This is a genomic window from Faecalibacterium butyricigenerans, assembly GCF_020687345.1.
Taxonomy (GTDB): domain Bacteria; phylum Bacillota; class Clostridia; order Oscillospirales; family Ruminococcaceae; genus Faecalibacterium; species Faecalibacterium butyricigenerans.
In genome coordinates this window covers 1-26,221 of the sequence record NZ_JAJEQL010000007.1, presented here as the reverse complement: position 1 = coordinate 26,221, position 26,221 = coordinate 1, and the positions used below count along the sequence as shown (strand labels likewise).

Annotated in this window: 21 protein-coding genes and 1 tRNA gene; 13 read left to right on the top strand and 9 right to left on the bottom strand. The window is 58.1% G+C overall.

What is annotated here, in order from left to right:
- Positions 1 to 11: 11 nt before the first annotated feature.
- A complete protein-coding gene (locus LKD23_RS04330; RefSeq protein WP_227620572.1) occupies positions 12 to 1,034 on the bottom strand; it encodes a threonine aldolase family protein in 1,023 nt (340 codons plus the stop codon).
- A 161-nt stretch (positions 1,035 to 1,195) separates the two neighbouring features.
- Between LKD23_RS04330 and LKD23_RS04325 the strand changes: the two genes are divergently transcribed.
- The 5 genes from LKD23_RS04325 to LKD23_RS04305 all read left to right on the top strand — a co-directional run bounded on the left by LKD23_RS04325 (position 1,196) and on the right by LKD23_RS04305 (position 5,045).
- A complete protein-coding gene (locus tag LKD23_RS04325; RefSeq protein ID WP_227620571.1) occupies positions 1,196 to 2,272 on the top strand; it encodes a sensor histidine kinase in 1,077 nt (358 codons plus the stop codon).
- Positions 2,262 to 2,996, top strand: a complete 735-nt coding sequence (locus tag LKD23_RS04320) for a response regulator transcription factor (RefSeq protein WP_227620570.1) — start codon at positions 2,262 to 2,264, stop codon at positions 2,994 to 2,996. The genes LKD23_RS04325 and LKD23_RS04320 overlap by 11 nt, the downstream gene beginning before the upstream one ends.
- The gene (locus tag LKD23_RS04315) at positions 2,993 to 4,312 is read left to right on the top strand and encodes an ArsB/NhaD family transporter (protein WP_227620569.1); all 1,320 of its coding nucleotides are present in this window, start codon (positions 2,993 to 2,995) and stop codon (positions 4,310 to 4,312) included. The genes LKD23_RS04320 and LKD23_RS04315 overlap by 4 nt, the downstream gene beginning before the upstream one ends.
- Before the next feature lie 226 nt (positions 4,313 to 4,538).
- Positions 4,539 to 4,625 (top strand) — tRNA-Leu (locus tag LKD23_RS04310).
- A 168-nt stretch (positions 4,626 to 4,793) separates the two neighbouring features.
- Entirely contained in the window at positions 4,794 to 5,045 is a 252-nt protein-coding gene (locus LKD23_RS04305) for a DUF6061 family protein (RefSeq protein ID WP_227620568.1), read from the top strand.
- Between the two features lie 420 nt (positions 5,046 to 5,465).
- Here LKD23_RS04305 and LKD23_RS04300 read toward each other — a convergent pair whose 3' ends face one another.
- From LKD23_RS04300 to LKD23_RS04290, 3 genes are read right to left on the bottom strand one after another with little or no spacing between them, the layout of a single operon-like run.
- Positions 5,466 to 6,431: a ParB N-terminal domain-containing protein gene (locus LKD23_RS04300; RefSeq protein WP_227620567.1), complete on the bottom strand. Its 966-nt coding sequence runs from the start codon at positions 6,429 to 6,431 to the stop codon at positions 5,466 to 5,468.
- 12 nt (positions 6,432 to 6,443) lie between these two features.
- On the bottom strand, positions 6,444 to 7,979 hold the full coding sequence (locus LKD23_RS04295; protein WP_227620566.1) for a relaxase/mobilization nuclease domain-containing protein: 1,536 nt from the start codon (positions 7,977 to 7,979) through the stop codon (positions 6,444 to 6,446).
- Positions 7,951 to 8,385, bottom strand: a complete 435-nt coding sequence (locus tag LKD23_RS04290; RefSeq protein ID WP_227620565.1) for a plasmid mobilization protein — start codon at positions 8,383 to 8,385, stop codon at positions 7,951 to 7,953. Before LKD23_RS04290 ends, LKD23_RS04295 begins: the two co-directional genes overlap by 29 nt.
- Before the next feature lie 767 nt (positions 8,386 to 9,152).
- Between LKD23_RS04290 and LKD23_RS04285 the strand changes: the two genes are divergently transcribed.
- A complete protein-coding gene (locus LKD23_RS04285) occupies positions 9,153 to 9,350 on the top strand; it encodes a hypothetical protein (RefSeq protein ID WP_227620564.1) in 198 nt (65 codons plus the stop codon).
- A gap of 213 nt (positions 9,351 to 9,563) precedes the next feature.
- On the opposite strand, the gene LKD23_RS04280 is transcribed toward LKD23_RS04285, so the two are convergent.
- Genes LKD23_RS04280 through LKD23_RS04260 form a run of 5 tightly spaced genes read right to left on the bottom strand, consistent with a single transcriptional unit; the run spans position 9,564 to position 16,640 of the window.
- Positions 9,564 to 10,967 carry a hypothetical protein gene (locus LKD23_RS04280; protein ID WP_015565849.1) on the bottom strand — a complete coding sequence of 468 codons (1,404 nt, stop codon included), beginning with the start codon at positions 10,965 to 10,967 and terminating at the stop codon, positions 9,564 to 9,566.
- Between the two features lies 1 nt (position 10,968).
- Positions 10,969 to 11,763 (bottom strand): hypothetical protein, encoded by a 795-nt coding sequence (locus LKD23_RS04275; RefSeq protein WP_015565850.1) that lies wholly within the window; start codon positions 11,761 to 11,763, stop codon positions 10,969 to 10,971.
- A gap of 11 nt (positions 11,764 to 11,774) precedes the next feature.
- Positions 11,775 to 13,571, bottom strand: a complete 1,797-nt coding sequence (locus tag LKD23_RS04270; RefSeq protein WP_227620563.1) for a heparinase II/III domain-containing protein — start codon at positions 13,569 to 13,571, stop codon at positions 11,775 to 11,777.
- A gap of 14 nt (positions 13,572 to 13,585) precedes the next feature.
- Positions 13,586 to 14,848, bottom strand: coding sequence for a response regulator transcription factor (locus tag LKD23_RS04265; RefSeq protein ID WP_097840119.1), 1,263 nt, complete (start codon positions 14,846 to 14,848; stop codon positions 13,586 to 13,588).
- Entirely contained in the window at positions 14,823 to 16,640 is a 1,818-nt protein-coding gene (locus LKD23_RS04260; protein WP_227620562.1) for a sensor histidine kinase, read from the bottom strand. The genes LKD23_RS04265 and LKD23_RS04260 overlap by 26 nt, the downstream gene beginning before the upstream one ends.
- Before the next feature lie 344 nt (positions 16,641 to 16,984).
- On the opposite strand from LKD23_RS04260, the gene LKD23_RS04255 reads away from it, so the two are divergent.
- From LKD23_RS04255 to LKD23_RS04225, 7 genes are all read left to right on the top strand, one after another.
- On the top strand, positions 16,985 to 18,304 hold the full coding sequence (locus LKD23_RS04255) for an ABC transporter substrate-binding protein (RefSeq protein WP_227620561.1): 1,320 nt from the start codon (positions 16,985 to 16,987) through the stop codon (positions 18,302 to 18,304).
- A gap of 176 nt (positions 18,305 to 18,480) precedes the next feature.
- A complete protein-coding gene (locus tag LKD23_RS04250; RefSeq protein ID WP_227620560.1) occupies positions 18,481 to 19,407 on the top strand; it encodes a carbohydrate ABC transporter permease in 927 nt (308 codons plus the stop codon).
- 17 nt (positions 19,408 to 19,424) lie between these two features.
- Positions 19,425 to 20,285, top strand: a complete 861-nt coding sequence (locus tag LKD23_RS04245; RefSeq protein ID WP_227620559.1) for a carbohydrate ABC transporter permease — start codon at positions 19,425 to 19,427, stop codon at positions 20,283 to 20,285.
- Between the two features lie 73 nt (positions 20,286 to 20,358).
- Positions 20,359 to 22,155, top strand: a complete 1,797-nt coding sequence (uidA, locus tag LKD23_RS04240; RefSeq protein ID WP_227620558.1) for a beta-glucuronidase — start codon at positions 20,359 to 20,361, stop codon at positions 22,153 to 22,155.
- A gap of 2 nt (positions 22,156 to 22,157) precedes the next feature.
- Positions 22,158 to 23,321, top strand: coding sequence for a glycoside hydrolase family 88 protein (locus tag LKD23_RS04235; protein WP_158401021.1), 1,164 nt, complete (start codon positions 22,158 to 22,160; stop codon positions 23,319 to 23,321).
- Entirely contained in the window at positions 23,321 to 25,009 is a 1,689-nt protein-coding gene (locus tag LKD23_RS04230) for a DUF2264 domain-containing protein (RefSeq protein WP_227620557.1), read from the top strand. Before LKD23_RS04235 ends, LKD23_RS04230 begins: the two co-directional genes overlap by 1 nt.
- Positions 25,010 to 25,199: 190 nt before the next feature.
- Positions 25,200 to 26,221: sugar-binding domain-containing protein (locus LKD23_RS04225; RefSeq protein WP_349138517.1), on the top strand; the 1,022-nt coding region annotated here is incomplete at its 3' end.

The following is a 26,221-nucleotide window of genomic DNA, read 5'->3' as shown; positions in this document are numbered from 1 at the left end:
GCGTTCCTTCCTTACATCAGAGCGATAAGCTTCTCGACTTCTTCCATCCGGGTGGCCCAGCTGGTGGCGATGCGGACGACGGTGTGGCTGTCGTCGAACTTCTCCCAGAAGCCGAACTTGGCCTTGCCCTCCAGCGCGGCCAGCTGTGCGTTTTCCAGCACGACGAAGATCTGGTTGGTGGGGGAGTCCATGAAGAAGCGGTAGCCCTTTGCGGTGAGGCCCTTCTTGAGGGCATTGGCCGTCTCGATGGCGTTGCGGCTGATGCGGGTGTAGAGGTCGTCGGTAAAGAGGACGTCGAACTGGATGCCCATGAGGCGGCCCTTGGCCAGCAGAGCGCCCTGCTGCTTTACCATCGTCATGAAGTGGGCCGGTGCGCCGTGGGGGAAGACCACGGCCTCGCCGCAGAGTGCGCCCACCTTGGTGCCGCCGATGTAGAACACATCGGTCAGCTTGGCGAGGTCGGCCAGCGTCACATCGGTGCCCTCGCTGGCCAGTGCGTAGCCCAGACGTGCGCCGTCCACGAAGAGGGGCATATGGTAGGCATGGCAGACGGCGGACAGGGCTTCCAGCTCGGCCTTCGTGTACAGCGTGCCGTACTCGGAGGGGTGAGAGATGTAGACCATGCCGGGGAAGACCATGTGGTCGTGGTTCGCGTCGGCGTAGAAGGTCTTGCAGAAGTCCTCTACATCGGCGGCGTCCAGCTTGCCGTTCTTCTGGGGCAGGCCGATGACCTTGTGGCCGGTGAACTCAATGGCACCGGCCTCATGCCCGGCCACATGGCCGGTGGCGGCGGCGAGCACGCCCTCCCAGCGGTGGAGCAGGGAGGCAATGACGATGGCGTTGGTCTGGGTGCCGCCCGAGATGAAGGACACATCTGCCTCGGGGCAGGCGCAGGCGGCGCGGATCTTCTCCTTTGCGCTGGCACAGTAGGGGTCGGTGCCGTAGCCGGACACCTTCTCGAAGTTGGTCTCGGTCAGCTTCTGGAGGATGGCCGGATGCGCGCCCTCGCAGTAATCATTTTCAAAATACAGCATATACGTTCTACTCCTTTTCTGCAGCGGATGACTTTATTATGTACCCCGGCCCGGAGTTTGTCAATTCCGGGGGCAGAAAGCAGCCACCCTTTGCTGTATCTTTAATATATTTGTGGTATAATTTTATGGTAAGACCGAATATAGATCGGGAGGGGACAACGATGAAGCAGACGCTCCGCAAGCGGGATATTTGGGTGTTTCTGGCGGCGCTCATCGGTGCATTCGCCTGCATGACGCTCATCCAGTTCATCAGCGGACGCATCGACGGCGTGGCCTCGATGGTGTTCCTGCTGGCGGTGTTCTTCGTCTCGATGTACACCGACGGCTACTGGTGGGGCGTTGCAGCCTCCATCACCAGCGTGCTGGCGGTCAACTTTGCGTTTCGCACGCCCTATTTTGCCTTCAACTTCACCATCCCGGAGAACATCTTTTCGGGCGTGGTGATGCTGGTGGTGTCCTTCATGACCAGCACCCTCACCACCCGCATCAAAAAGCAGGAGCAGCTGCGGATGGAGAGCGAGACCGAAAAGATGCGGGCCAACCTCCTGCGGGCAGTCTCCCACGACCTGCGCACCCCGCTGACGTCCATCTACGGGGCCTGCTCGACCGTCATCGACAACTACGATTCGCTGGGCCGGGAGCAGAAGGTCAAGCTCCTCTCCGAGGCCTGCGCTGACGCCCAGTGGCTCAACCGGATGGTGGAGAATCTGCTCTCCGTCACCCGCATCGACGCCGACGGCGTCGCCATCCAGAAGACCCCCACGGTGCTGGAAGAGCTGGTGGATACCGTACTGGTGCGGTTCCAGAAGCTCCACCCCGGTGTGCCGGTGGAGGTGAAGCTGCCGGATGACTTCATCGTCATCCCGATGGATTCCATGCTCATCCAGCAGGTGCTGACCAATCTGCTGGAAAATGCCGTGCTCCACGCAGAGGGGATGACCAACCTGACGCTGCGGGTGTTCACGCTGGGGCGGCGGGCGGTGTTCGAGGTCATCGACAACGGCTGCGGCATCCCGAAAGAACAGCTGAAGAGGCTCTTCAGCGGCACGACGCTGGCGCAGGATACCTCGTCGAGCGGCAAGCACGGCATGGGCATCGGGCTGTCGGTGTGTGCGGCCATCATCAAGGCCCATGGCGGCGAGATCAAAGCCGAGAGCACGCCCGGTGAGGGCACGACCATCCGGTTCTGGCTGGAAACGGAAGAAGTGGATACGGAGGAAACAGAGGATGAGCAATAATAAATTCAAGGTACTTATCATCGAGGATGAGGCGAACATCTGCAGCTTCATCCAGACCCTGCTGGAGACCAACGGCTATCAGGCGCTGGTGGCCCAGACCTGCATGATGGGCATGACCATGTTCATCTCCTACAACCCCGACCTCGTCATCCTTGACCTTGGCCTGCCCGACCGGGATGGTCTGGATGCCATCCGCTCCATCCGTCAGAAGTATCTGACCCCCATCATCGTGCTGTCGGCCCGCACCACCGAGCGGGATAAGATCGAGGCCCTTGACCTCGGCGCCAACGACTACATCACCAAGCCCTTCGGCACCGGTGAGCTGCTGGCCCGGGTGCGGGCTGCGCTGCGGGTGAACCGCTATGGCGGCGGCAGTCTGCCCGGCGGAGTGTTCAGCGCGCAGGGCCTCACCATCAACTACGAGCGCCGCAAGGTGTTTGTGGACGGGCAGGAGGTGCGCCTGACCCAGACGGAATACAACATCGTGGCCTTCCTGTCCGAACACGCCGGGCGTGTGATGACCTATGCGGCCATCGTCCGGGCCATCTGGGGCGACACGGACGCCAGCAGCACCAAGAAGCTGCAGGTGAATATGGCCAATATCCGCAAAAAGCTGGGCAGCCGCCCGGGCAGCAATACCTACATCCTCAACGAGCTGGGCGTGGGCTATCGGATGATTGAGGAAGACGCCAAGCCGCTGGAGTCTGCGGAGGAGACAAAATGACACTGGCGCTGATCCTGTTCGTCCTGTTTTATATTTTGATGCTGGCGGTGCAGCAGTACCGTCCTTGGGTCGCGCTGGGCGGCGCGGGGACGTTCCTGCTGCTGGGGAAGCTGGGCGTGTACGATTTCACGCTGGCGGACGCCGCCCGGGCCGTGGACTTCAATGTTCTGCTGATGATGGCAGGGATGATGGGCACGGTCTTTCTTTTTATCCAGAGCAAAATGCCCGCCCGGCTGGCCGAGGAGCTGATCGCCCATGTGCCGGATGTCCGGTGGGCCGTGTCGGTGCTGGCCCTGCTGGCGGGGTTCATCAGCGCGTTCGTGGACAATGTGGCCACCGTCCTGATGGTGGCCCCGGTGGGGCTTGCCATCGCCCGGCGGCTGCGCATCTCGCCGGTGCCGGTGCTCATCGCCATCGCGGTGTCCTCCAATTTGCAGGGCGCAGCCACGCTGGTGGGGGACACCACGAGCATCCTGCTGGGCGGCTTTGCGGGGATGAACTTCTTCGACTTCTTCTGGATGGAGGGCCGGCCCGGCATCTTCTGGAGCGTGGAACTGGGGGCGCTGGCCTCGCTGGGGGTGCTGTTCTGGCTCTTCCGCGACCAGCGCCAGCCCGTCCATGTGGAGGTGGAAACAAAGGTGGAGGACGATGTGCCCACGGCTCTGCTCCTGCTGACGGTGGGGCTGCTCATCGCGGCGTCCTTCCTGCCTGAGCCGTCCGGCGGCGTGCTGCATCTGCTCTACACCCTCCGCAGCGGCCTTGTCTGTATGGGGCTCTGCCTCTTCGGGGTGGCCCGGGCCTGCTGGCGCAGCCGCTCGCTGACTCCGCTGGGCGAGACGGCCCGGGCACTGGACTACGACACCCTGCTGCTCCTGTTCAGCCTCTTCATCCTACTGGAAGGAGTGAGCAAGGCGGGCGTCATCGACGCGGCGGCCCGGATGTTCCACTCCGCCGCCGGAGACGAGCCCCTGCGGCTCTATCTCCTGCTGGTGGCGGCGTCGGTGGGGCTGTCGGCTTTCATCGACAACATCCCCTATGTGGCGGCCATGCTGCCGGTGGTGCAGGGGGTCGCCGCTCTCATGAACGGCGGCGCAGGCATCGAGCCGGAGCTGTTCTATTTTGGCCTGCTCACCGGCGCGACGCTGGGCGGCAACCTGACCCCCATCGGCGCGTCGGCCAACATTGCGGCCATCGGCATCCTCCGCAAAAACGGCGAGTGCGTCCGCACCAGCGACTTTCTGCGCATCGGCGTGCCCTTCACGTTGGCGGCCGTCCTTGTGGGGGCGGGGAGCCTCTGGCTGTTCTGGGGCGTGTGAGAAAATTCGGAAAAAACTGCAAAAGAAAACGGCGTGAGAGGGCAGGCATCCACCCCGGCAACAGGCATCACCGGAGCGGATGTCTGCTTTTTGTGCGCAGGGACGTGAGATAAAATATACAGGAAAGATTGCAAAAACTTTTTTGAAAAAATGCTTGACTTTGCGGTTTTCTGTGGTATAATAACTATCGTTCCGAGCCGAACGGCCACGAACAAAAACAGAATATGCGGATATGGCGGAATTGGCAGACGCGTTAGATTCAGGTTCTAATCGGGGCAACTCGGTGGAGGTTCAAGTCCTCTTATCCGCACCACAACAACAAAATCCGAACTTTTTTCCAATAGGAGAAGGGTTCGGATTTTTTGTATTCTTTGGAAAACAGAACGAATCCCTTGCTTCCATCGAAAAACGTCCTAGACCTTATCATAAGAAAGCACGACAGACCACTGTAAGAGTGCCGTAAGGCGGAAAGGACACAAACATGAAGTACGATGAAAGAGCTTGCAAATTCAACATGGATACCGGCTGCGTGGAACTGCTGCTCCGGGATGGGAGAATGCTCTCCATTGACTGCACTGGGGTCGAGGATGAATTGGACGTGACCATGGCGCAGCAGACGGAGCTGGATTACCTTATTTACAATGACCCACTGGGCTATGCCGATTTGATCCTGAATGGTGACCCAGAGGAATATTTGAAGAATGTGATCGGGAGCCATGGGTTAGAAGATTAAGTGTAAAACAAAAAACAGGGTGCGCCCACCCGGACGCACCCTGCCAAAAGCCACAGACAACAGCGATATGTACAGCAGGGCGTTCCCCGTCGGGAACGCTCTGTTTTTCTTTGCTGGTGGTGTGATGAGCCTGCTCTGCCTGCCATGCGGCAAATTCTCTTTGGCCTTCCTCGCTGTTCCAGCAGGCAAGGATGGCCGGGTAGAATGCCCGTGCCAGACGGTCGATGACTTCATCGGGGTAAGGGGAAGTGTTTGTGGACTTTTTCTTTTTGTTCAAACGCACGCTCCTTTGATCGTCCCACCGCAGCAAAGCCGGGCAAGAAAATCAAAGTTCCATTTTTTATCAGGCGCAAGGGCGCGGATGCTTTCCGCCCTGCACTTGCGGCTGGGGGCTCGTTGATGGCTTACAGGTGTCTGCTGTTATGCGGTCTTTTCTTCTTCAAGGGCTTCTGCAAGAGCCTTTTCCAGATAGGTTTCGATTTCAGTCAGGTAGTTAGCAGGCCTCTGCATTGCGAAGCGGAGAACCTTTTGCTTTTCCGGGTCAGTGAAATAGCTGGGATTGTTTTTGAGCGTTTTCTTCCATGAGTTTTTCATCATTTCGGTCGCACGGCTCAAGGATTTGTAAACCTTCATAAACTCGTCCGGTACATGATAGCACCGGAATTCTTCTGTTTGTGGTGTGGGCATGGGAACGGGTTCTGCTTTTTCAGGTTCAAATTCTGCGCTGGCAGATTCCAACACTTCCAATGCCTCTGGATGCAGGATTTGAGCAAGGACATCTGAACGATGCTCGGCACTTGCCTGCACGAGTTTGGACATTTCTTCGTTGGTAAACTTCACTTCGCCGGAAAAGACTTTCTGCTTGATGCCGGGAGAGAGGTTGTCTGCGATGTCGATGCCTCGTGTATAGTGGCTGGCGCGGAGAACGGAGGCACGGCTGACACCATTTTCCTCTGCGATCCGGTCACAGGTTTTCTTTCCAGAGTGGTGGTTATCACCGTGATCACCACCACTTTTCTTTGCTAAAGTGTACTGATTACCCCGAAAGATTTTTGCAGCTTTCTTTTCAGCTTCATACTGTTTCCCAAGCAGATAGCGTTTCTGTTCGGGGCTCAGGTTTCGCCGTCCCAACTGATTCCGGCAAATCCACGCAATGGCTTCTTCGCGGTTCTCAAATCGGAGCGGCATAGTGGAAAAATAAATCTCAGGATGCTTCTGGAGAATGGCATAACGGTTGTGGCCGTCAACAAGGGTGTTGTTCCAAACAATCAAAGGAGAGAGTAGCTTGCCTTCCTTGAGGATATTTTCTTCAAGCTGCTTAAATTCATCATCGGTCAGAGGGGGAATCTGAGACTGGAACTCCGGGTCAATTTTCAGATTGATCATACGCACACTCCTTTATCTCTCCTGCTGCGCCAGTTCTTCCTCCCGGAAAAAGGACGCAACATTCTGCTTTGCGGTTTTCAGTTTGAGCAGTTCCTCTTTAGCTTCCTTGTACTGCTCGTAGAACTTTGCCTTTTCGGATGCCAGCTGCGCATACTCGGCTTCCAGCTTTTTCGGGCTGGGCAGCTTTGTGATGTTGTTTGCCTTGAAATAGGCTGCTGCCGCCCGGTACGCTGTCAGCTCTGCACGGTGCTGTTCTTCAAAGGCTGCGGGTCGTTTTGCAGCTTTTAACTGCTGTGCAACGCTCTTGGTGCTGGTGTAGGCTGCGACGTGATAGCGCAGCTCTTTGTTGGCTTTCATGCGACCTTCGAGGTCTTTCACTACGGTCAGTGATTCATGGAACTTGGTGTCAAGCTCTGCGATTCTCTGGTCGAGTGCGTCCTCGTCAGTCAAGCCCTTTTCTTCTAGGAGAATCAAGGTCTGTGCCATGGCTTTGAGGTTGTGTTTTTTCGCCCAACGCTCGTAGCCGATGCCCTTGCCCTGTTTCAGCTTCGCCTGAATATCCACCAGTTTCCCGATGGTATCCTGCTTGAACTGCGCCTTGGGTTTGCGTTCGGCGTTTGCTTGCAACGTGACAAGCACTGCCGCCTTATCGAACTTGTCCCCGAGATGTTTCGCCCGGATGAACCTTGTTCTGCCAGAGGGCAGATAGCTGAGTTGTCCACGGCTTTCCTTGACGGCGATGCCGTACTGCTGCATGAGCTTGTCAGAGAAATCTTCAAAGCTGGTGGCACGGTACAGCACCGAAGAAATCTGTTTCCGCAGGGTATCTTTTACGGTTTCAAACTTCTTCTGCTTGGGCTGCTGTCCAGCTGCGGTGAGGGCTGCGTTTTCACGGTCAAGTTTCAACTGGCCGCGCCTGCGCGCCCAATACTCAGCTTCGCTGACACGCTCTTTCGAGCCGTTGAGCAGGTCGATCTGGTACAGTCCGGCACCCTCGCACAGCTCCATGACCTCGACACGGAGGTGCCGCATGGTCTGGGCGGTGCTGGAGTGCTTCATGCCCTCGCGCCAGTCGCGGGGCTTCTGCATATAGGGTTTGCGCTCCACTTCTCGTGTTCGGATGCTGCCGATCACGATGTGGACGTGGATATTTCCTGAATGGTTGTGCCCATCCGGGTGAGTGCAGACGATGGCGGGATGACCGGGAAAGTTTTCTTCGCAGAATTTCAGGCCAAGTGCCTGTGCCTTTTCCATGGTCAGCCCATTGTCGGCTGCATCTCTGGGGTCAAAGCTGATGATATACTGGTGACTTTTGATATCACCATGCTGGGTGTTCTTGCCATACTTGCGGTTTGCCAGCAGACAGGCCGTTGCAAACGAGAAATCGCCGCACTCAAGGGTGTCGAGCAGGTACGAATCCCGCAGCTTCGGCTTGCCCTGTTCATCCAGAAGTTGCTTTCCAGTGAACGCATCATGCTGGTAAACGAGGTACGCTTCGATGGCGGTGTAGTCCGAGTTCTTAGAGCTGATATGCTTGAGCGTTGCCATACAGTTCACCCAGAACTTTCTCGGCGTGCAGCCGGAATGCGGTCAGGTCTGCAAGTTCGTCAAGAATTTTCGCTCGGATCTGCTCGGTGTTTGCACCGCCGAAGTTGAAGTGCCTTGCAAGTTGGTTGAGGTTGGTGCCCACTTTGCTGCACTGAGCAAGCAAAGTGGAAACAGCGGTCAGGGTTTCTTCTCCACCGTCGGCAACGATGACCGTTTTCTCGATCTTGACGTTGTGGATGGCGCGGCGGATGAAGGTGGAGAGGGAGAGATTCAGGAGTTTGCAAGTGAGTTCCAGTGACGCTTTTTCCTCCGCTGTCACACGGAACTTGATGACGTGCGTTTTGTTGTTCGGCGTGTCGTGGTGCTGGGAATTGCTAGGAATCAGTTGAACATTCGTTTTGGTCATTGTACCTCCTGTCTGTTCGATAACTCCTCGGTGAAGTTATGTAAAGCACGACACGCCGTTCCATTCGTGCCGTAAGGCACGAATGATGAGCAGGGTTTGGGGCAGGCACGCCCCAACAAGATCACTTCGGAAATGCAGACGCATTGCAGAAGTGAAGTCCCAGCGGAGCACAACATTTTCAAGAATTGAAAATTTGTGGCCACGGGACGGTTCTTGCCCTCTACCGCTGCGCTCAAAACGCTTCATCAACAAATGTTTCCGAATTGTTAAGGCGCAAAAACAAGTAGAGATTTCCGCTGCTCGTGTATGTTGATCACCGTTTGCTCCGAACAAAGTTCCTACCCCTGTTTTGCAGCGGCGTTGTCCGGCTCGCCCACGGAAAGTGTGAGGTCATGGCACAGTATCACGTTCAGACGGCTTATGAAGGATTCAAGGTACAGTATGAAGAAAGCCGGGCGCAGTGCGGACACTACGTCCTACTTCTTTCAAGCGCAAGAATAACACTTTACAGTTGTACAGTCAACAACAAAAAACAAATTTTGGAAGATTGAACAACTACATAAGATTTTATTTGTGAAAAAGAAAAATACCGCCCATGCAGCGCAGCGATGGATTTTGTCGGGTGAATCGGCGGCAAAATAGATCGGGTGTGTTGCGGGGCGGTAAATTCTTTCGTGGACTTTCCCTCACTGAAGTGGTGGGTCTCACGGTGATAACCAACCACTTTCTGTGGCTGTGTTCAAAATGAACACGACCACATCTTGTGGATGGTTTCAAACCAATCCACAAAATCAGTGAGATTTGTGACAGAGAATATCATGTTTCGCAAGGTGCGTCAAGATGATTTTGAAAAATTTATGACGGTAAAGCATAAGAAGTCTTACTATTTGGCTCAAATTGAAGTCTACTTGACTTTTTTATTGAAGAGATGTCCGTTTTATGCTGCTGCATCTGTAACAGCCTGACGATAAGCACTTGCAGCGTTGTTATTTTATTCAACTGGCTGGGGGATAGTCCTCTGCATCGGGCGAAGTATTCCTCAGTACGGTTTCCACCGCGCACAGAGCAATCTTGGCAAGATTCAGCGTGGTATGGGGATTCATGGCGGTATGCCTCCGTCTATTTTTCTGTGTATAGAATACCACATAAACAAAAAGAGAACGGACGGTCGTTTCTGTTTACGAATTGAGCGCCTGCCACAACGCATCTGAAGCATCAAACACTGCCACGCTGTACCCGGCAAAGCGGCTCTGGATATCAACAGTCTGGCTGCCATCGGCGGCAGTGTTGTAGCTGCCCAGTTCCAGCCCGGAAAGGGCGGGCTGGCTGCGCCACGGGATAAGCTTTGTCTGCCATTCCGCGCCCAGCTTTTCGCTCAGTGCCCCATAGGCCTGTTCGAAGCCCTCCGGGTCATCCAAGATCCAGATTTTGCTCTCGCCGTTGGCAAGGTCGGTGTTCATCTGGGTGGCACCGGCCATCTGACCGTTCATGTCGGTCAGGGCGGCATCGGCGCTCCATGTGTAGTTGTTCACCTGCACCACCACAGTCCCGTCGCCGTTGGCGTCCTCCGCATAGTCTGCCAGCGCAGTCTGCAGGCGCTGCACGGCCTCGTCCGGCAGGGCCTCCGCCGTGACTACCGCCACGGTGTAGTCCGGGTCTACGGTAGTCAGCAGGCCGTGCGCCACATACGCTACGCCCACAATGACCATTGCCGCCACCGCCACGATGCCCCAGTTGTAATACCACCAGTTGGCGCGGGAGCGCTTTTTCTGCTCCTGTGCGGTCAGGGGCTTATCCGGCGCTGCCGGGCGCGGGATGCTGCGCACCTCTACGCCGTATTCCTGCCGCAAAACCGGGAACAGGGTCTGCATCGCTGCCAGCCCCGGCAGCCAGAAGCCGAACAGCACCGCCCAGAACACGCTGACCGGGAACAGCAAGATCATGCCGCCGATGCCCGCCAGCATGAGAACGCCTGCCAGGACGCAGCGCGCCGGGGCGACAGCCAGCAGCCTGCCCGCCCGGCGCAGCAAGCTGTCCGGGGCGGGCAGTTGCAGCGGCAGAACGGCAGCGCAAAGCGTAGCCAGAACCGCCAGCACCAGAAAATCCAGCGCCAGAAAAACGAGAATGGCAAGCCCGGGGTAATACCCCTGCTGCGCGGCGGCTTCAAACACAAAGGCCGATACAAAGCACAGCAGCCCCAGCACCAGCGTGCCAATGCAGCCAAAGCCGCAGGCGGCTTTCCAATGGGCGGCTAGGGTCTGCTTTGCCCGGGGCAGCCACTGGGAGGGGTCGTTCTGCAAGCTGCGCAGAGCGCAGTCTGCCAGCAGCACCATGGCAGGGCCGGTCAGCAGACCGGTGACCGCACTGCACACCACCGTCAGCGGCAGGGAGAGCAGGGTCACGCCCAGCGAGACCCCCAGTGCGGCAGGCAGGCAGAGCACGCAGACCATCAGGTTCGTGCCCAGCAGCTGGCCGAGGTCGCGGCCGACCATCTGGCAAAAGCGTGCAAAGCCTTTTTTCTCCGGCTCGTTTGGGCCTACGCCGTGGCCGTCCCGCCCATAAAGGGCATTGTAGATGCTCATTTTACTTCACCTCGGTGCCAAAGGCTTCGATTTGGGTCAGCGCCGGGAAGGGGGAAGTCCCCTCGGCCTGAATCAGATCCTTCAGCACAAGGCTGCGCACCCGCTTGGGCTCAAAGGCCACGCTCTGGGGTTTGGCGCTTTTCACCAGCGGGATGTCCAGCTGGCTGCCATCAGAAAATTCCACCGTGGCCTTTACCCAGTAGTTGTCGTGGGGGAAATCTGCCCGCTCGGTGATGCGCAGCTCATCCAGCAGTACTTCCCGGCCAAAATCCAGCGTCAGGGCTGCGTTCGGGTCGCGGTTGATGCCCCAGCTCTGGTAGGGATACTCGCCGTGGGCGCTGTTCTCAAAAATGCCGTCGATGGCGTTGCGGGCGGCAAACACCGCCTCGCCGCGCGTTTCTACGTTGGCGCTGGCGTGGGGATAAAAACCGGTGTCGCCATGCTCGTCATAGCAGTTGAAGGCCAGATTCCGCCGGGCGGCAATCTCTTCCGGCAGTGCCAGCCGTGCCCGGATAACGTGACGGCTGCCCGCAAAGCTCTTGGGCGAGTAGGTGATGGCCTGCTCCCCGAAGGGAATGTGGAAGTTGATCTCCCGCTTGACCACATACACAAGGGCTTCGGGCATGGTGTCCTCGAACTGGATGACGCAGTACTGCCCGGGATGGTCGATCTCCAGCGCCACCCGGTCGCCGGGCTTGTAGCAGTTGGTGTAAACAAGGGATACGGCGGTGTCAGCGTCACAGGTCATCAGGGTGTGGCCGGCTTCGTCCAGAATTTTCAGCTTGATGGTTTCCATGGCAGTTCTCCTTAGTACAGTTCGAGCTTCAGCATTTTTTGGAAATGCAGGGTGATCTTATAGATCGTTTCCGGCCATGCGGTGCGCAGGCGCGGGTCGGTGATAGGCACCGCCGTAACAGCAGCCGTTGCGGCGTCCGGGTCAAAGCGGATGCCGCCCAGTGTGCCCACCGCAAAGCCGTCCGCAGTGGGGACGGGTTGCTGCTCGGTGAGCAGGGTCAGGTCTACTGTGCCGGGATAGTCTGTTTCGTCCCGCAGGGTGATGCCCTGTTCGCTGACAGATACGCTGCGGCGGTAGGTGGTAAGCCCCGGGATGGGCGGGTACGCGCCCGCCAGTTCGCCGGTGATGCTATTTTCCTCGGTGCACACCTCCCGGGCAGCGTATTCCGCGCCGGGCAGCTGCTGCACGCCGTCAAAGGTGGGCAGGTTGTGCCATGCGCTCTGCATCGTCCAGATCTCATACCGCTGAGGGCTGAAGGTCTTTTTGGTGTAGCTCTCCACTCCGATATCGATGAGAAACGGTCTTCCGTCCTTGTACACGGTAATGCTGCCGGTATCGTTGTGGTTGTGGCTGTCGCCGTTGGAGCCAAACTTTGCACCCAGCACCCAGCTGCCCTGCCGTGCGGCATAAATGCCTACACTGGGGTACCATACTGCAGAACGATGCTGGGGAACTGCGGCGTATTCCATCAGTTCCTGCTCGGCAAAGGCGGTGGTCAGCCGGTACCACAGGTTGATGTGGGTGCTGCCGTCCGGGTTCTGCAAATGGTCGGGGTCGGCATCGGCACGGAAGTCTGCCGCCGCAAGGGCCTGCAAAGCATCGCTGCCCACAGCCTGCCCAAAGCGGTATTCCCGCGCACCGCACCGCCCGGCAAGGGGGCTGCAATCGCCAAAGTTCAGGTAGTAAGGCCCTTCCACATGGACATTGCAGATGTACTCCGCGATATTTTTGATCTTAGGTTCATGGAACAGGGGAGAGAAAGCCTCCGGCACAATGCTGGACAAAATTTCAAGGCAGCCCCACAGGGTCAGCCCGGCGTGGCGGTAATACTGCGCACCCTCGTTGCAGCAGCCGTCCGCACCGTAGTCCTTTAAAAAGCAGTCAAGACTGTATGCTGCCTGTTTGACGGCAGCCTGCCGCTGCTGCTGCGTGGTGGGCAGCAGAAAGACCGTGAGCAGCACATTCTGGGTGCACCAGCTCGTCCAATTGCACATAGGCTCTTCGCCGTTGCCCATCCACCAGAAGTGGCTTGTAAAATAGGGCGTCAGGATGCGGGCGTCCAGCTCCCGCTCCATCCGCGCCGTGATGCCCGGCGCAGCGGCGTCCAGCTCATCGGGCAGTAAATACCGGGTCAGCGCCAGAAGCGCGCCGGTCTCGGCGGCAAATAAATCTACGATGGGGCGGGTGGTGTCCGGCAGGGGCAGCTGCGGGGTGTCCCGGATGTAGCTGTTGTGGGCGGGCAGCTGCCATGCGCTTTCCTCACAGATTGCCCATACGGTATCGGCAATGGCGCCCAGAAAGCGCCCTTCGTGCTCCACACACTCGGCACTTACCAGCGCGCACAGCCGCGCCCGGCGGGAGAAGTAAGCCGTCTCCCATGGCGTGCGCCGCCCAGTGTGGGTGAAATCCAGCCAGAGCGAGAGCGGCAGGGACGCAATGGGCGTTTGCAGCGCGGCTTCCCCCGCCTGCAAAAAGCGCTGCTTTGCCCGCAGGGGCAGCCCCTGCCATGCGGTGCGCTCTTTGGCAGGGGGGAAGGGCCGGTAATCGGGAAGAAATTCCGGCAGATGGGCAAGCTGTTCCTGTATCATAAAAGCCTCCGATTTTAAATACTTTGCTGGTATTCCCGCGGGCTGAGCCCCGTGACCTTTTTGAACACCTTGGAAAAATAGAAAGCGCTCTCATACCCCAGTTTCTCAGCGATCTCGTATACTTTCAAGTCGCCCTGTTCCAGCATCTCTTTCGCCGCAGCGATGCGGGTCTCGGTGATGTACTCCACAAAGCCGCTGTCGCCGTATTTGCCGAACAGCTGGCTGAGGTAGTTGGGCGAAAAATTGAACACAGCCGCCACATCGGCCAGCGTCAGTTTTTCCGAAAGGTGATTCTTAATATACTCCTGCACCTGTGCCACCACCTGCATCTTCCCGGCGGTGGCATCGCCCTCGTTGACCTCCACGAACTGGATGGGCTGCTCCACCGTGAGCAGGGGCTGCAGGTGGGCGTTTTCCCGGCAGCGGCGCGCCAGCCCCAGCAGGGAGCCGGTGGGGCGGCCTACCGCCCAGAGCAGCCGTACCGTGAAATAGTTGTATAGAATTTGGCTGGCGCGTTCCAGCAGCGGGCGCAGCACCGTCCGGTAGTTCTGGCACTGGGCATCGGTCAGGCAGAACAGCACATTGCAGCGCATGGCATCCGCCCCGGTCACATAGCAGGGCAGGTAGTTTTGCAGGGTGGTCTCCAGCATCCGCCCGCAGGAAAAACTCAGCTTCAGCTGCTGGGCGGGGGTAAGGGCGGTGTTGGCGATGATCTCGCAGCTGGCTACAAGGTAGGCGTCGCTTGCAAGGTTCAGCTCCATGTGCTGCAAAGGCTGCTCCAATGCGGCTTCGTCCGGGAACAGCCCGGCGTACAACCGCACGAAAAAACGCTCCTGATAGCTGCGCACACTCTCGGCAAGATTTTCCTGTGCCGACAATTCGCCCAGCAAAGCACGCTCCTTTTTTACCTTTTCGGCGGCCTTGGCAAGGGCGGTTTGCAGGTTCTCGGGGGTCAGGTCCAGCTTGACCAGATAATCCACCACCCCGGCACCCATGGCCTGCTTGATGTAATCAAATTCTTCAAAGCTGGTCAGCATGATAAAGGCGGGCAGGGCGCTGCGTTCCCGGCAGGTGCGGGCAAGGGTAAGCCCGTCCATCACCGGCATTTTTACGTCGGCAATGACGATATCCGGCTTCTCCCGCTCAATGAGTTCCAGCGCCAGCTTGCCGTTGCGGGCGGTGCCGCAGACGGTATAGCCCAGCTTTTCCCATTCCAGCATCCCCTGCAGGCCGATGAGCACCAGCGGCTCATCATCCACCAGTAATATCCGCAGCATGGCTGTCTCCTTTCTGTTGATAGGGCAGCCGGATGGTGACCTCGGTGCCCACGTCCTCTTCGCTTTCAATGGTCAGGCCGTAGCCCTCGCCAAAGGAATACCGGATGCGGCGGTTCACGTTCCACAGGCCGACATGACGGAACTTTTCAGCCTTTTCGGCACCCTCGGCGGGCTCGTCCAGAAGGTGAGCTACCTGCTCCGGCGGCATGCCCACGCCGTCATCGGTAATGCGCAGCAATACGTCCCCGGTATCCGGGTCGGTGGAGATATCCAGCAGCACGCTGCCGTGGCCGCCCTTGGGTTCCAGCCCGTGGAAGATGGCGTTTTCCACCAGCGGCTGCAAGGTGAACCGGGGAATCATGCAGTCCCGGCAAAGGGTCTCGCTTTCAATGCGGGAGACCTCAATCTCCAGGTCGCCGCCGTAGCGGTACTGCTGGATGGTAAAGTAATCGTTGAGCAATGCCAGCTCCTCCTGCAAAGGCACCAGCTTCTGGGTGCCTTTGGAGATGCTCTTGGTCAGCCGCGCAAAGGCGGTGACCATTTCGGCAATGCCGGGTGCGTGCTGGATGGTGGCCATCCAGCGGATGCTGTTGAGGGTGTTGTAGATAAAGTGCGGGTTCACCTCGTTTTGCAGCATCCGGTATTCCAGTTCCTGCTTGCGGCGCTCGTCCTCCACCCGGCGGGTCATCAGGCTGTCCACGTTTTCAGCCAGCTGGTTGATGCCCCGGCCGATGTCGCCCAGCTCGTTGTTCCACTCCACCGTGCGGTCGGGGGCAAAGTTGCCGCTGCCCACGGTCTCGATGCGCTTTTGCAGCGCCTCCACCGGGCGGGTGATGACCTGCTCCAGCCAATGCTGCATCAAAAAGCTCAGTCCCCAGATGATGGCAGTGCCAAGGGCGACCAGCCACAGGTACACGCCGTAGTGCAGCAAAAAGGTATTTGCGGGCAAAAGCTGTACCAGCGCCGCGCTGCGGCCGTTCAGTGTTACCTTGACTACATAATACTTCTGGCCGTCCAGCTGCACCTTTCCCTGCCATGCGGTCTGCTCTGTCACGCCGTTATTGCTGCCGGTGCGCAGGGTATAGTCCACCTCCCGCAGCGGATTCTCAATCTCGGTCAGGCTGCCGTTTTCGATCTGCCACAGGCGGCTGCCCATCTCCCAGTACAACGCGCTGCCGTCGGTCAGGCTGTAACCTGCTGCCGGGTCGGTGATAATGGCAGTATCCAGCGCAAGGTAGGTGCTGCCCCGGTGCAAGGTGCCCTTGCCGCAGCGGACAGGCTGGCTGAGGGCGATGCAGCCCGGACTGCCGGGCAGCAGCGGGTCGGTGGTGAACTGCATCCCGTACCCCTTGGTGAGAAACTGATTTATGCTGGTGCGGTTGAGCGCCGCCGAGGAGTTCAGCGTGCCGAACTGCAAATGCCGGTCGTTCTCATTGGTAATAAAGAAGCGGAGGATATGGCTGTACAGGGTGCTGGAATAGTATTTTTCCTGCACGGCTTCGTAGGCGGCAATGGTCTGGGTGCCATTGATATTTTCCTGCGTGATGTACCGCCGCACGGTGCTGTCGATGGAAGCCCAGTTCAAAAGAGCATCGGCGCTGTCCAGACTGGTCTCGATGGAGGTGGCCACCAGCCGCAGGTTGAACTCTGCCGCCTGCAGGGAGTTGGCGCGCACATATTGGTTGGAGAGGATGAACAGCGCCGCGCCCACGGCCAGCGAGGTAAGAAAGGTAAAAAAGCGCATTCCCCACACGATCTGCCGCCGCAGCGGGAAACGATGGCTGCTCTTCATAACGGTGCCTCCTTTCCGGTAATATTTTGCATTCTTTCCTTTATACAGTACTGATTCCGGCGCGGTTTGTCAACGACTTTTTTCATGAAAATTGTGTACTTTATACGCTTTTTTCTTGTGCCATGGATGTAAACTGTGCAAGAGAACAAGAAAGTGCAGACTCCAGTGTAAGAAAGTGCATCTTTTTTTAAAAGATACAGAAAAACTGCAACTCTTCCCGGAATTTTTCCATTCCGGTTTTTGCGTTTGTGCGGTATCCTAGTGTCAACAAAAGCGAGCGGCTCCCCGGCACGGGGGAGACCGCTGCACAGAACAAACACACTGCCCTGAAGGAGGACACACTTATGAAAAAGATCTCTCGTCGTTCGTTCCTTACCGCTGCCGCTGCCTGCGGCGCAGCTGCTGCCCTGAGCGCCTGCGGCGGCTCTTCCGCAAGCTCCACCGCTGCTTCCTCCACTGCCGGTTCCACCGCTGCATCCGCAGCCGCAGGCCCTGTTACCCTGCAGTGGTCGGTGTGGGATAAGGAGTCCACCCCCTACTGGCAGGCCATGGCCGACGGCTACATGGCAAGCCACAAGGACGTGACCATCGAGATGGTGGATCTGGGCTCCAGCGATTACATGACCGTTCTGGCTACCCAGCTGGCCGGCAGCGCCGATCTGGATGTCGTGACCGTCAAGGATATCCCCGGCTACGCAAACCTGATCAATCTGGACTACCTCAAGCCCCTGAACGAGGTGCTGACCCGCGATACCGGCGATTTCAACGGCACCATCGAGCAGCTGACCACCGATGACGGCAACTTCTACGCCGTGCCTTTCCGCAGCGACTTCTGGGTGCTGTACTACAACAAGGATCTGTTTGATGCTGCCGGTGTGGAGTATCCCTCCAATGACCTGACGATGGAAGATTACGACGCTCTGGCCCGCAAGATGACCAGCGGCTCCGGCGACACTAAGGTCTATGGCTGCCACTACCACACCTGGCGCTCTGCCGCTTCTCTGTTCTCCATTCTGGACGGCAAGAACACCATCATCGACGGCAAATACGACTTCATGAAGCCCACCTACGATATGGTCATTGCCCAGCAGAAGGACGGCATCTGCATGGACTACGGCTACCTCAAGACCTCTTCTCTGCACTACTCCGCAGCCTTTGAGAACCAGCAGTGCGCAATGGTCAACATGGGCAGCTGGTTCATTTCCACGCTGGAAGCTTACATGAAGGATGCCGAGACCAAGTTCAACTGGGGCATCGTCAAGTACCCGCACCCCGCCGGTGCAGAGGCTGGTTCTACGCTGGGCACTGTGACCAGTCTGGCCATCAACGCCGATTCTCCCAAGGCAGAGGCCGCTGCCGACTTCATCAACTGGTGTGTCTCCGAAGAGGGCGCACAGGCCATTGCCAAGACCGGCACCTTCCCGGCCTGCGGCTCCGCTGCTACCGCCGAGATCATCAAGTCCACCGAGGGCTTCCCCGAGGACAGCAATTCTGTGGATGCACTGACCACCAGCAATGTCTATCTGGAAATGCCCTACACCCAGTACGCATCGGATATCGAGACCATCCTGAACGCCGAGCACGATGCCATTATGACCATGAGTGAGACCGTGGACGAGGGCATCCAGAACATGAACGATCAGGTTCCCGCAGTTCTCGGCTAAAAAGCGTTTCCCACATTGCTTTGCGTTTCTCCTTCTTCATCATTTTCATTCCCCATTCGTTTTTCCAATGAATGTACGTTGGAAAAAAGCCCTGTCCGAGCGGGGCGGGTATGCACAGCGCCCGCCCCGCTCATTTTTTGGAATCCTGTTATACTTCCGGGAAAGGAGGCTCTTTTATGGCGAGTGCTGCTGTCCAGAATAAAACTCCCCGTAAAGTGCTTAAAAAATCGACCCGCGATTCTCTCATCGCGTATTCCTTTATTGCGCCAAACTTCATTGGCTTCTGCGTGTTTACGCTGGTGCCCATGGTGTTTGCCATTGCGCTGGCCTTCTGCGCATGGGATGGCCGCCACGCCATCGAGTTCATTGGCCTGAAGAACTTTGTAAAGCTCTTCACCACCGATAAGATCTTTCAGGCGGCGCTGAAAAACACCATCGTCTATGTCATCGGTACCGTACCGCTGACGCTGGCCTGCTCGCTGGCGATGGCCGTACTGCTGAACCAGAACGTGAAGCTGCGCAACTTCTTCCGCACCGTGGCATTCTTCCCCTACGTTGCCTCGCTGGTGGCGGTGGCAGCGGTGTGGAACATGATCTTCAACCCCTCCATGGGTCCCATCAACATGATCCTGAACCAGTTCTTCGGCGTGGCAGTGGAAAACCTGCCCCGCTGGGCTGCCGGTAAGGACACCGCCATGATCACGGTCATCCTGTTCAGCGTGTGGAAGAACATGGGCTACTACATGGTCATTTATCTGGCAGGCCTGCAGGGCTGCAACCCGGACCTCAACGAGGCCGCCGAGCTGGACGGTGCAAACCGTTGGCAGCAGTTCTGGCACATCACCCTGCCGCAGCTGCGCCCCACCACCTTTTTTGTGGTCATCATGCTCACCATCTCCGGCTTCAAGGTCTACGACCAGATGTACATGATCACCCAGGGCGGTCCCGGTACTGCTACCATGACGCTGGTGTACTACATCTACAATGTGGCCTTCGTGAATACCCCGAAATACGGCTACGCAAGTGCCATTGCCATGGTGCTGTTCGTACTGGTGCTGATCGTTACCATCATCCAGTTCCGCGGCTCCAAGGGTGAGAACTGAGAAAGGAGGAAGAAGCTATGACGACCGCTGTTATTAAAGACCACGCTTCTCAGAAGCGCCGCAATTTCATCTCCAAGTTCCTGATCTATTTCTTCCTCATCGTCATCACGGCCTGTATGCTGCTGCCCTTTTTGTGGATGCTGTCCTCCTCCTTTAAGCTGAATAAGGACGTGTTCGGCTTCCCCATCCAGTGGATCCCCAAAAATCCCCGCTGGCAGAACTATGTGGACATCTGGACCCAGATCCCGCTGCTGACCTTTGTGAAAAACACGGTCAAGATCACCGTGGTGGTCACCCTGTTGCAGCTGTTCACCTCCTCCTTTGCGGCCTACGCCTTTGCCAAGATGCAGTTCAAGGGCAAAAACGCGCTCTTCCTCGGCTACATTGCCACCATTGCAGTGCCTTGGCAGGCCTACATGGTGCCCCAGTTCATGATGATGAGCTCGTGGCATTTGAACAACACCCATCTGGCCATTATGTGCCTGCAGGCCTTCAGCGCCTTCGGCGTGTTCCTGATGAAGCAGTTCTACGAGGGCGTGCCTACCGAGCTGTGTGAGGCTGCCCGCATTGATGGCCTGAGCGAGTACGGCATCTGGTGGCACATCATGCTGCCGCTCAGCCTGCCCGCCCTGTCTACCCTGACCATCTTCACCTTCGTGAACACCTGGAACGACTTCCTTGGCCCCCTGATCTACCTGACCAAGACCGAACTCAAGACCATCCAGATCGGTCTGCGTATGTTCATCACCCAGTATTCCGCAGAGTACGGCCTGATCATGGCGGCCTCTGTGGTAGCACTGATCCCGGTGCTGATCGTGTTCCTCTCCCTGCAAAAGTACTTTGTGCAGGGCGTGGCATCCACCGGCATCAAGGGCTAAACAAATCACCCGTAAGCGGGGCGTGGGCAGTACCCGCGCCCCGCATTTTTTGCAGAAATAGAGAGAAAGTGTTATGTTATATCCTGAACAGAATGAAGCACGCTTGAAGCTGAGCCTTGACGGCACATGGGTGTTTGCGCTGGGCAGCTGCGTGGAAGACCAGTTCGATCCTGCAAAGCCCCTGCCGGATGCCCAGCCCATCGCCGTGCCCGCCAGCTACAACGACCAGAACGACCAGACCACCGCCCTGCGCCGCCACTACGGCTGGGCATGGTATCAGCGCAAGGTCACGCTGCCCACTTTCTGCGCCGGGCAGCGGGTGGTGCTGCGGTTCGGCTCGGTGACCCACACGGCAAACGTCTGGCTGAACGGCCAGCTTATCGCACAGCACAAGGGCGGCTTTACTCCCTTTGAAGCAGACGTCACCGCCCTGCTGCGCCCCGGCGAAACGGCGCTGCTGACCGTAGCCTGCGACAACCGGGTGAACCACAGCACCCTGCCTGTGGGCAACGAGGACGGACAACTGGCCTTCTTTGGCTCGGACAACGCGGGCATCCCCAGCGTGGAAGCCGCCAAGCGCGCCGCCGCACCCCAGAACCGCCCGAACTTTGATTTCTTCAACTATGCGGGCATCCACCGCCCGGTGTGGCTCTACACCACACCCAAAGAGTATATCGAGGATGTGACCGTGGTGCCCGCCGTGGACGGCACGGTGCAGTACGCGGTCAAAACCACCGGCAGCGCGCCTGTCCATGTCACGGTGCTGGACGCTGACGGCAACGCCGTTGCAAGCGCCGAAGGTGCAGAAGGCACGATCACCATCCCGGAGGTGCATCTCTGGGAGCCCAGACCCGGCACGCCCTACCTGTACACCCTGCACATCACCTGCGGGGCGGATGTCTACGATCAGACCTTTGGCGTGCGCAGCATTGAGGTGCGGGGCACACAGGTGCTTTTGAACGGAAAGCCGCTTTACTTCAAGGGCTTTTGCAAGCACGAGGACTTTACCGCCCATGGACGCGGCTTTGACCCGGTACTGAACGTGAAGGACGTGAACCTGATCCACTGGGCAAATGCCAATGCCGTGCGCACCAGCCACTACCCCTACGCCGAGGAATTCTACGACCTGTGCGACCGGGAGGGCATTCTGGTCATGGACGAGACCCCGGCGGTGGGCATCGGCGGCGGGGCTGCGGTGAATCCCTACAAGGAATACCCCCTCGCGGAACATCACCGACAGGTGCTTGCTGAGATGATCCATCGGGACAAAAACCACCCCTGCGTGGTGCTGTGGAGCCTTGGCAACGAGCCGGATCTGGAGCACTTCCCGCAGGATGCCTACGATTACTGGCACCCGCTGTATGAGCTGGCGCATCAGCTGGACCCGCAGAACCGCCCGGTCACCCTCGTCTGCTGCCAGAACGACTATACGAAAGATATCACCACCCGCACCATGGATATCGTCTGCATCAACCGCTACTACGGCTGGTACAACCTTTCCGGTGACATGGACGCCGCTTGCTACGGCCTGAATCAGGAGCTGGATTTCTGGGCAGAGCAGCACAAGCCCGTGATGATGAGCGAGTACGGTGCGGACACCGTGGCAGGGCTGCACACCGCCGGAGCCGAGATGTTCAGTGAGGAGTTTCAGGTGGAGTTCTACCGCCGTCTGGATGCAGAGTTTGACAAGCGCCCGTGGTTTGTGGGAGAATTTGTCTGGAACTTTGCAGACTACGACACTGTGCAGGGCCCCATGCGGGTGGATGGCAACAAAAAAGGTCTGTTCACCCGGGATCGCCGCCCCAAGCTGGGCATGCACTTTCTGCGCCAGCGGTGGTCAGAGATACCTACGTTTGGATTTAAGGAGTAATCATGATGAAAACCTACCAGAACCACGCTATGACCGACGCCGAGGCACGGCAGGCACTGGCCGATGCCTGCAAACAGGTGGAGACCAATCTGCCCCTGTACACCTACCAGTGCCAGAACCATTCCAGTGTGAACGATATCTACCCCGGCTGCGCCAATAACCAGTGGACCTGCGGCTTTTGGCCCGGTGAGATCTGGCTGGCCTACGAGGCCACCGGGGACGAAAAATTCAAGACAGCCGCCCTCATTCAGGTGGACAGCTTTGCGGACCGCATTGCCCGCAAGGTGGAGGTGGACCACCACGATATGGGCTTTTTGTACAGCCCCACCTGCGTGGCAGCGTGGAAGCTGGTGGGCAGCGAAACCGGCAAAAACGCCGCCATTGCCGCCGCCGACCAGCTGCTGACCCGCTACCAACCCAGCGGCCGCTTCTTGCAGGCATGGGGCACTATGGACGACCCCGGCAACTACCGCTATATCATTGACTGCATGCTCAATGTGCCGCTGCTGTACTGGGCAGCGCAGGTGACCGGTAGCGACCACTACCGCGAGATCGCCGCTGCCCACACCGCCACCACGCTGGCAAACTCCTTCCGGCCGGACGGCAGCACCTACCACACCTTCTTTATGAACCCGGACGGCACCCCCAAGGGCGGACGCACCTGTCAGGGCTATAAGGACGACAGCTTCTGGGCACGGGGACAGGCGTGGGGCGTGTACGGCAGCGCCATTGGCTACACCTACACCCACGACGAAAAGTTTTTGGATGTGTTCCGCAAGGCGCTGGAATTTTACCTTTCCCGCCTGCCGGAGGATATGATCCCCTGCTGGGATATGCTCTTTGCCCCGGAAAGCGGCGAACCCCGGGATTCCTCCTCCGCTGCCATCGTGGCCTGTGGATTGCTGGAAGCGGCAAAGTATGTGGACGAAACAGAAGCTGCCCAGTGGCGCACACTGGCACGGCAGATGCTGGCCAGCCTTGCCGCAAATTATGCGGTAAAGCCTGGTACCCTCGGCTCCGGCCAGCTGCTGCACGGCACTTACAGCAAAAAGAGCCCCTACAACACCTGCACCCCGGAGGGCGTGGATGAATGTACGAGCTGGGGCGATTATTTTTACATGGAGGCGCTGACCCGCCTGACCAAAGACTGGGAGATGTACTGGTGATGAACTTGCAGACCAAAGCGGATTTTACCGCACTGATGCACAAATTTCTCGACCCCCTCAAGCCCTGTTATTCCGCAGGCTGCGCCCGGCTGCATCTGGGCGAGACGGGTGTGACCTACAACCAAAATGCCATTGAGCTGGAAGCCTTCAGCCGCCCGCTGTGGGCGCTGGTGCCCTTCTGGGTGGGCGGCGGCTCTGACCCGGAGTTTGAAAAAATCTACCGCAAGGGTCTTGCCGCCGGCACCGACCCGGAAAACCCCGAATACTGGGGCACCACCGGGGAATACGACCAGTGTTATGTGGAGATGGCGGCTATTGCCTGCGGCATCCTCACCGCACCGGAAAAGCTGTGGACCCCGCTTTCTGATACCGAAAAACAGAACCTTGCCGCATGGCTGGGGCAGATCAACGCCCACACCATCCCGGACTGCAACTGGCAGTTTTTCCGCATCCTTGTAAACCTTGCCCTGAAAAGCGTGGGGATGCCTTACAGCCCGGAACTGCTGGAGGATGGCCTTTGCAAAATTGACAGCTATTACAGCGGCGACGGCTGGTCCACCGATGGCGCCTCCGTGCAAAAGGATTACTACATCCCGTGGGCCATCCAGTATTACGGACTGCTCTACTCTAAATTTGCCGCCGACACCGACCCCCGGCGTGCTGCACTCTACCGCCAGCGCGCCCAGCTGTTCGCGCAGCAGTTCGTCTATTGGTTCGATGCCAACGGCGCAGCCCTGCCCTTTGGCCGCAGCCTGACCTACCGCTTTGCCCAGAACAGCTTCTGGGCGGCCTGCATCTGGGCAGGGCTGGAGCCGCTGCCCCTGCCGGTAATGAAGGGCCTTATCGTCCGCAACTTCAACTGGTGGCTGGGGCAGAAAATGTTCGACCGGGACGGCATCCTGACCATCGGCTACTGCTACCCGCAGATGTACATGGCCGAGCGGTACAACGCCCCCGGCAGCCCCTACTGGGGCATGAAAAGCTTTTTGCTGCTTGCTTTGCCGGATGACCACCCCTTCTGGTCTGCCGAAGCCGCGCCCATGCCCGCATTGGAGCGGCTCAAGCCCATGCCATACGCCAATATGCTGGTGCAGCGCCGGGCGGGGCGGGTAACGGCCTATGCCGCCGGTGTCAACGAGGGCCACGGTCACGGACAGTTCCCGGAAAAGTATGCAAAATTTGCCTACGATACCCGCTTTGGCTTCTGCGCCTCCCGCAGCCGGGAGGTGCTCAATCAGGCCGCGCCGGACAGTATGCTGGCCTTTGTCATCGACGACAACGTGTTTGTGCGCAAGGTGAGCAAAACGTGGGAAATTGAAGCCGGGGCTGTGACCGCGCAGTGGTCGCCCTTCCCCGGGATTGAGGTGACCACCACTATCACTCCCACGGCCACCGGCCACCGCCGCCACCATGAAATTGACAGCAGTTTCGACTGCGAAGCCTATGACTGCGGTTTTGCCGTGCCCAATTTTACACCGGACTACGCCGAAAGCGCGGAAAACGATACCGCCGAAGCCCATTGCGACACCCTGTGCTGCGCCGTGCGCGGCAGGGGAGAAGCAGTGGTCATCGGCTGCGACCCTAACACCAGCCTGTACTTCACCAATGTCCATCTGCCCGCCGTGAAGTACCACATCCCCAAGGGACACACGGTACTGGACACCGAGGTCTTTGACGAAGCAAACTGATGCCGCTTCTTTCTATAGCAGTTTGCGTTTTTAATGCACAAGCAACATCCGCAAACTGCATATCGCAAATATGCCGTTTTGATAGGCACTATTTTTGAAAATTGCGATAGAAAAACAGTCGTTTTTGTGCGGCCGTTTTTCTTATATTCTGTGCTATAATGAGAGCAGAAAATGCTGCGAGGTGACATTTATGCCTTTAAATAATCCTATCACATCGGCGCTTCTGGCCGACCCGGAAATTTTCCAGCAGAACCGTTTGCCCTTCCACGCTCATTTTGCAGACCAGACAAGCCCGGAAATGCCGCTGGCCGTCAGCTTGGATGGCGAATGGGCTTTCCACTATGCGGAAAACCTGACTGCGCCTTTCTCAGACTGGGACACCCTGACCGTGCCCGGCTTCATCCAAATGCAGAGCCTGCAAAAGCCCGGCCAGCCCTACGGCACGCCCCATTACGTCAACACCCAGTACCCGTGGGACGGCCATGAAAAGCTGCACCCCGGTCAGATTCCGCAGGATTATAACCCCATCGGGGAATACCAGCGCAGTTTCACCCTGCCGGAAAGCTGGGCAAGCTGCTATCTGCGCCTGAACGGCGCGGACAGCGCTGCCGCCGTCTGGTGCAATGACGTTTACATCGGCTACACCGAGGATACCTTCACTCCCGCTGAATTTGACATGACCGCCGCCGTCCACCCCGGCGAAAATACCCTGACGGTACAGGTGTACCGTTTCTCCTCCGGCAGCTGGCTGGAGGATCAGGATTTCTGGCGCATGAGCGGCTTGTTCCGCTCTGTGGAGCTGTTCACAAAGCCGGAAATTCACCTCGAGGATGTCTTTGTGAAGCAGGATTTTGCCCCGGACTTTTCCAGTGCCACTGTCACCTTTGATTGCAAGGTCAGCGGCGCGGGCACCATCTCGGTGGTGTTTGATGGCGAGGAGCAGTCTGCTGAGGTGGGCGAACCTGCCGAATACGACAGCGGTGTGGTGTTCGGCAAGGGCGAGGCCGACCCGGACGTGGAAGAGGACGTGCAGGATGTCTCCTTCACCTTTACGGTGGAGCATCCCACCCTGTGGAGCGCCGAGCAGCCGAACCTGTACGAAGCAGAAATTGCCCTGCTGAACGAGGGTGCTCTCGTGGAGCGCACCGGATTGAAAGTCGGCTTGCGTAAGTTTGAGCTGAAAGAACGCCAGATGCTTTTGAACGGCAAGCG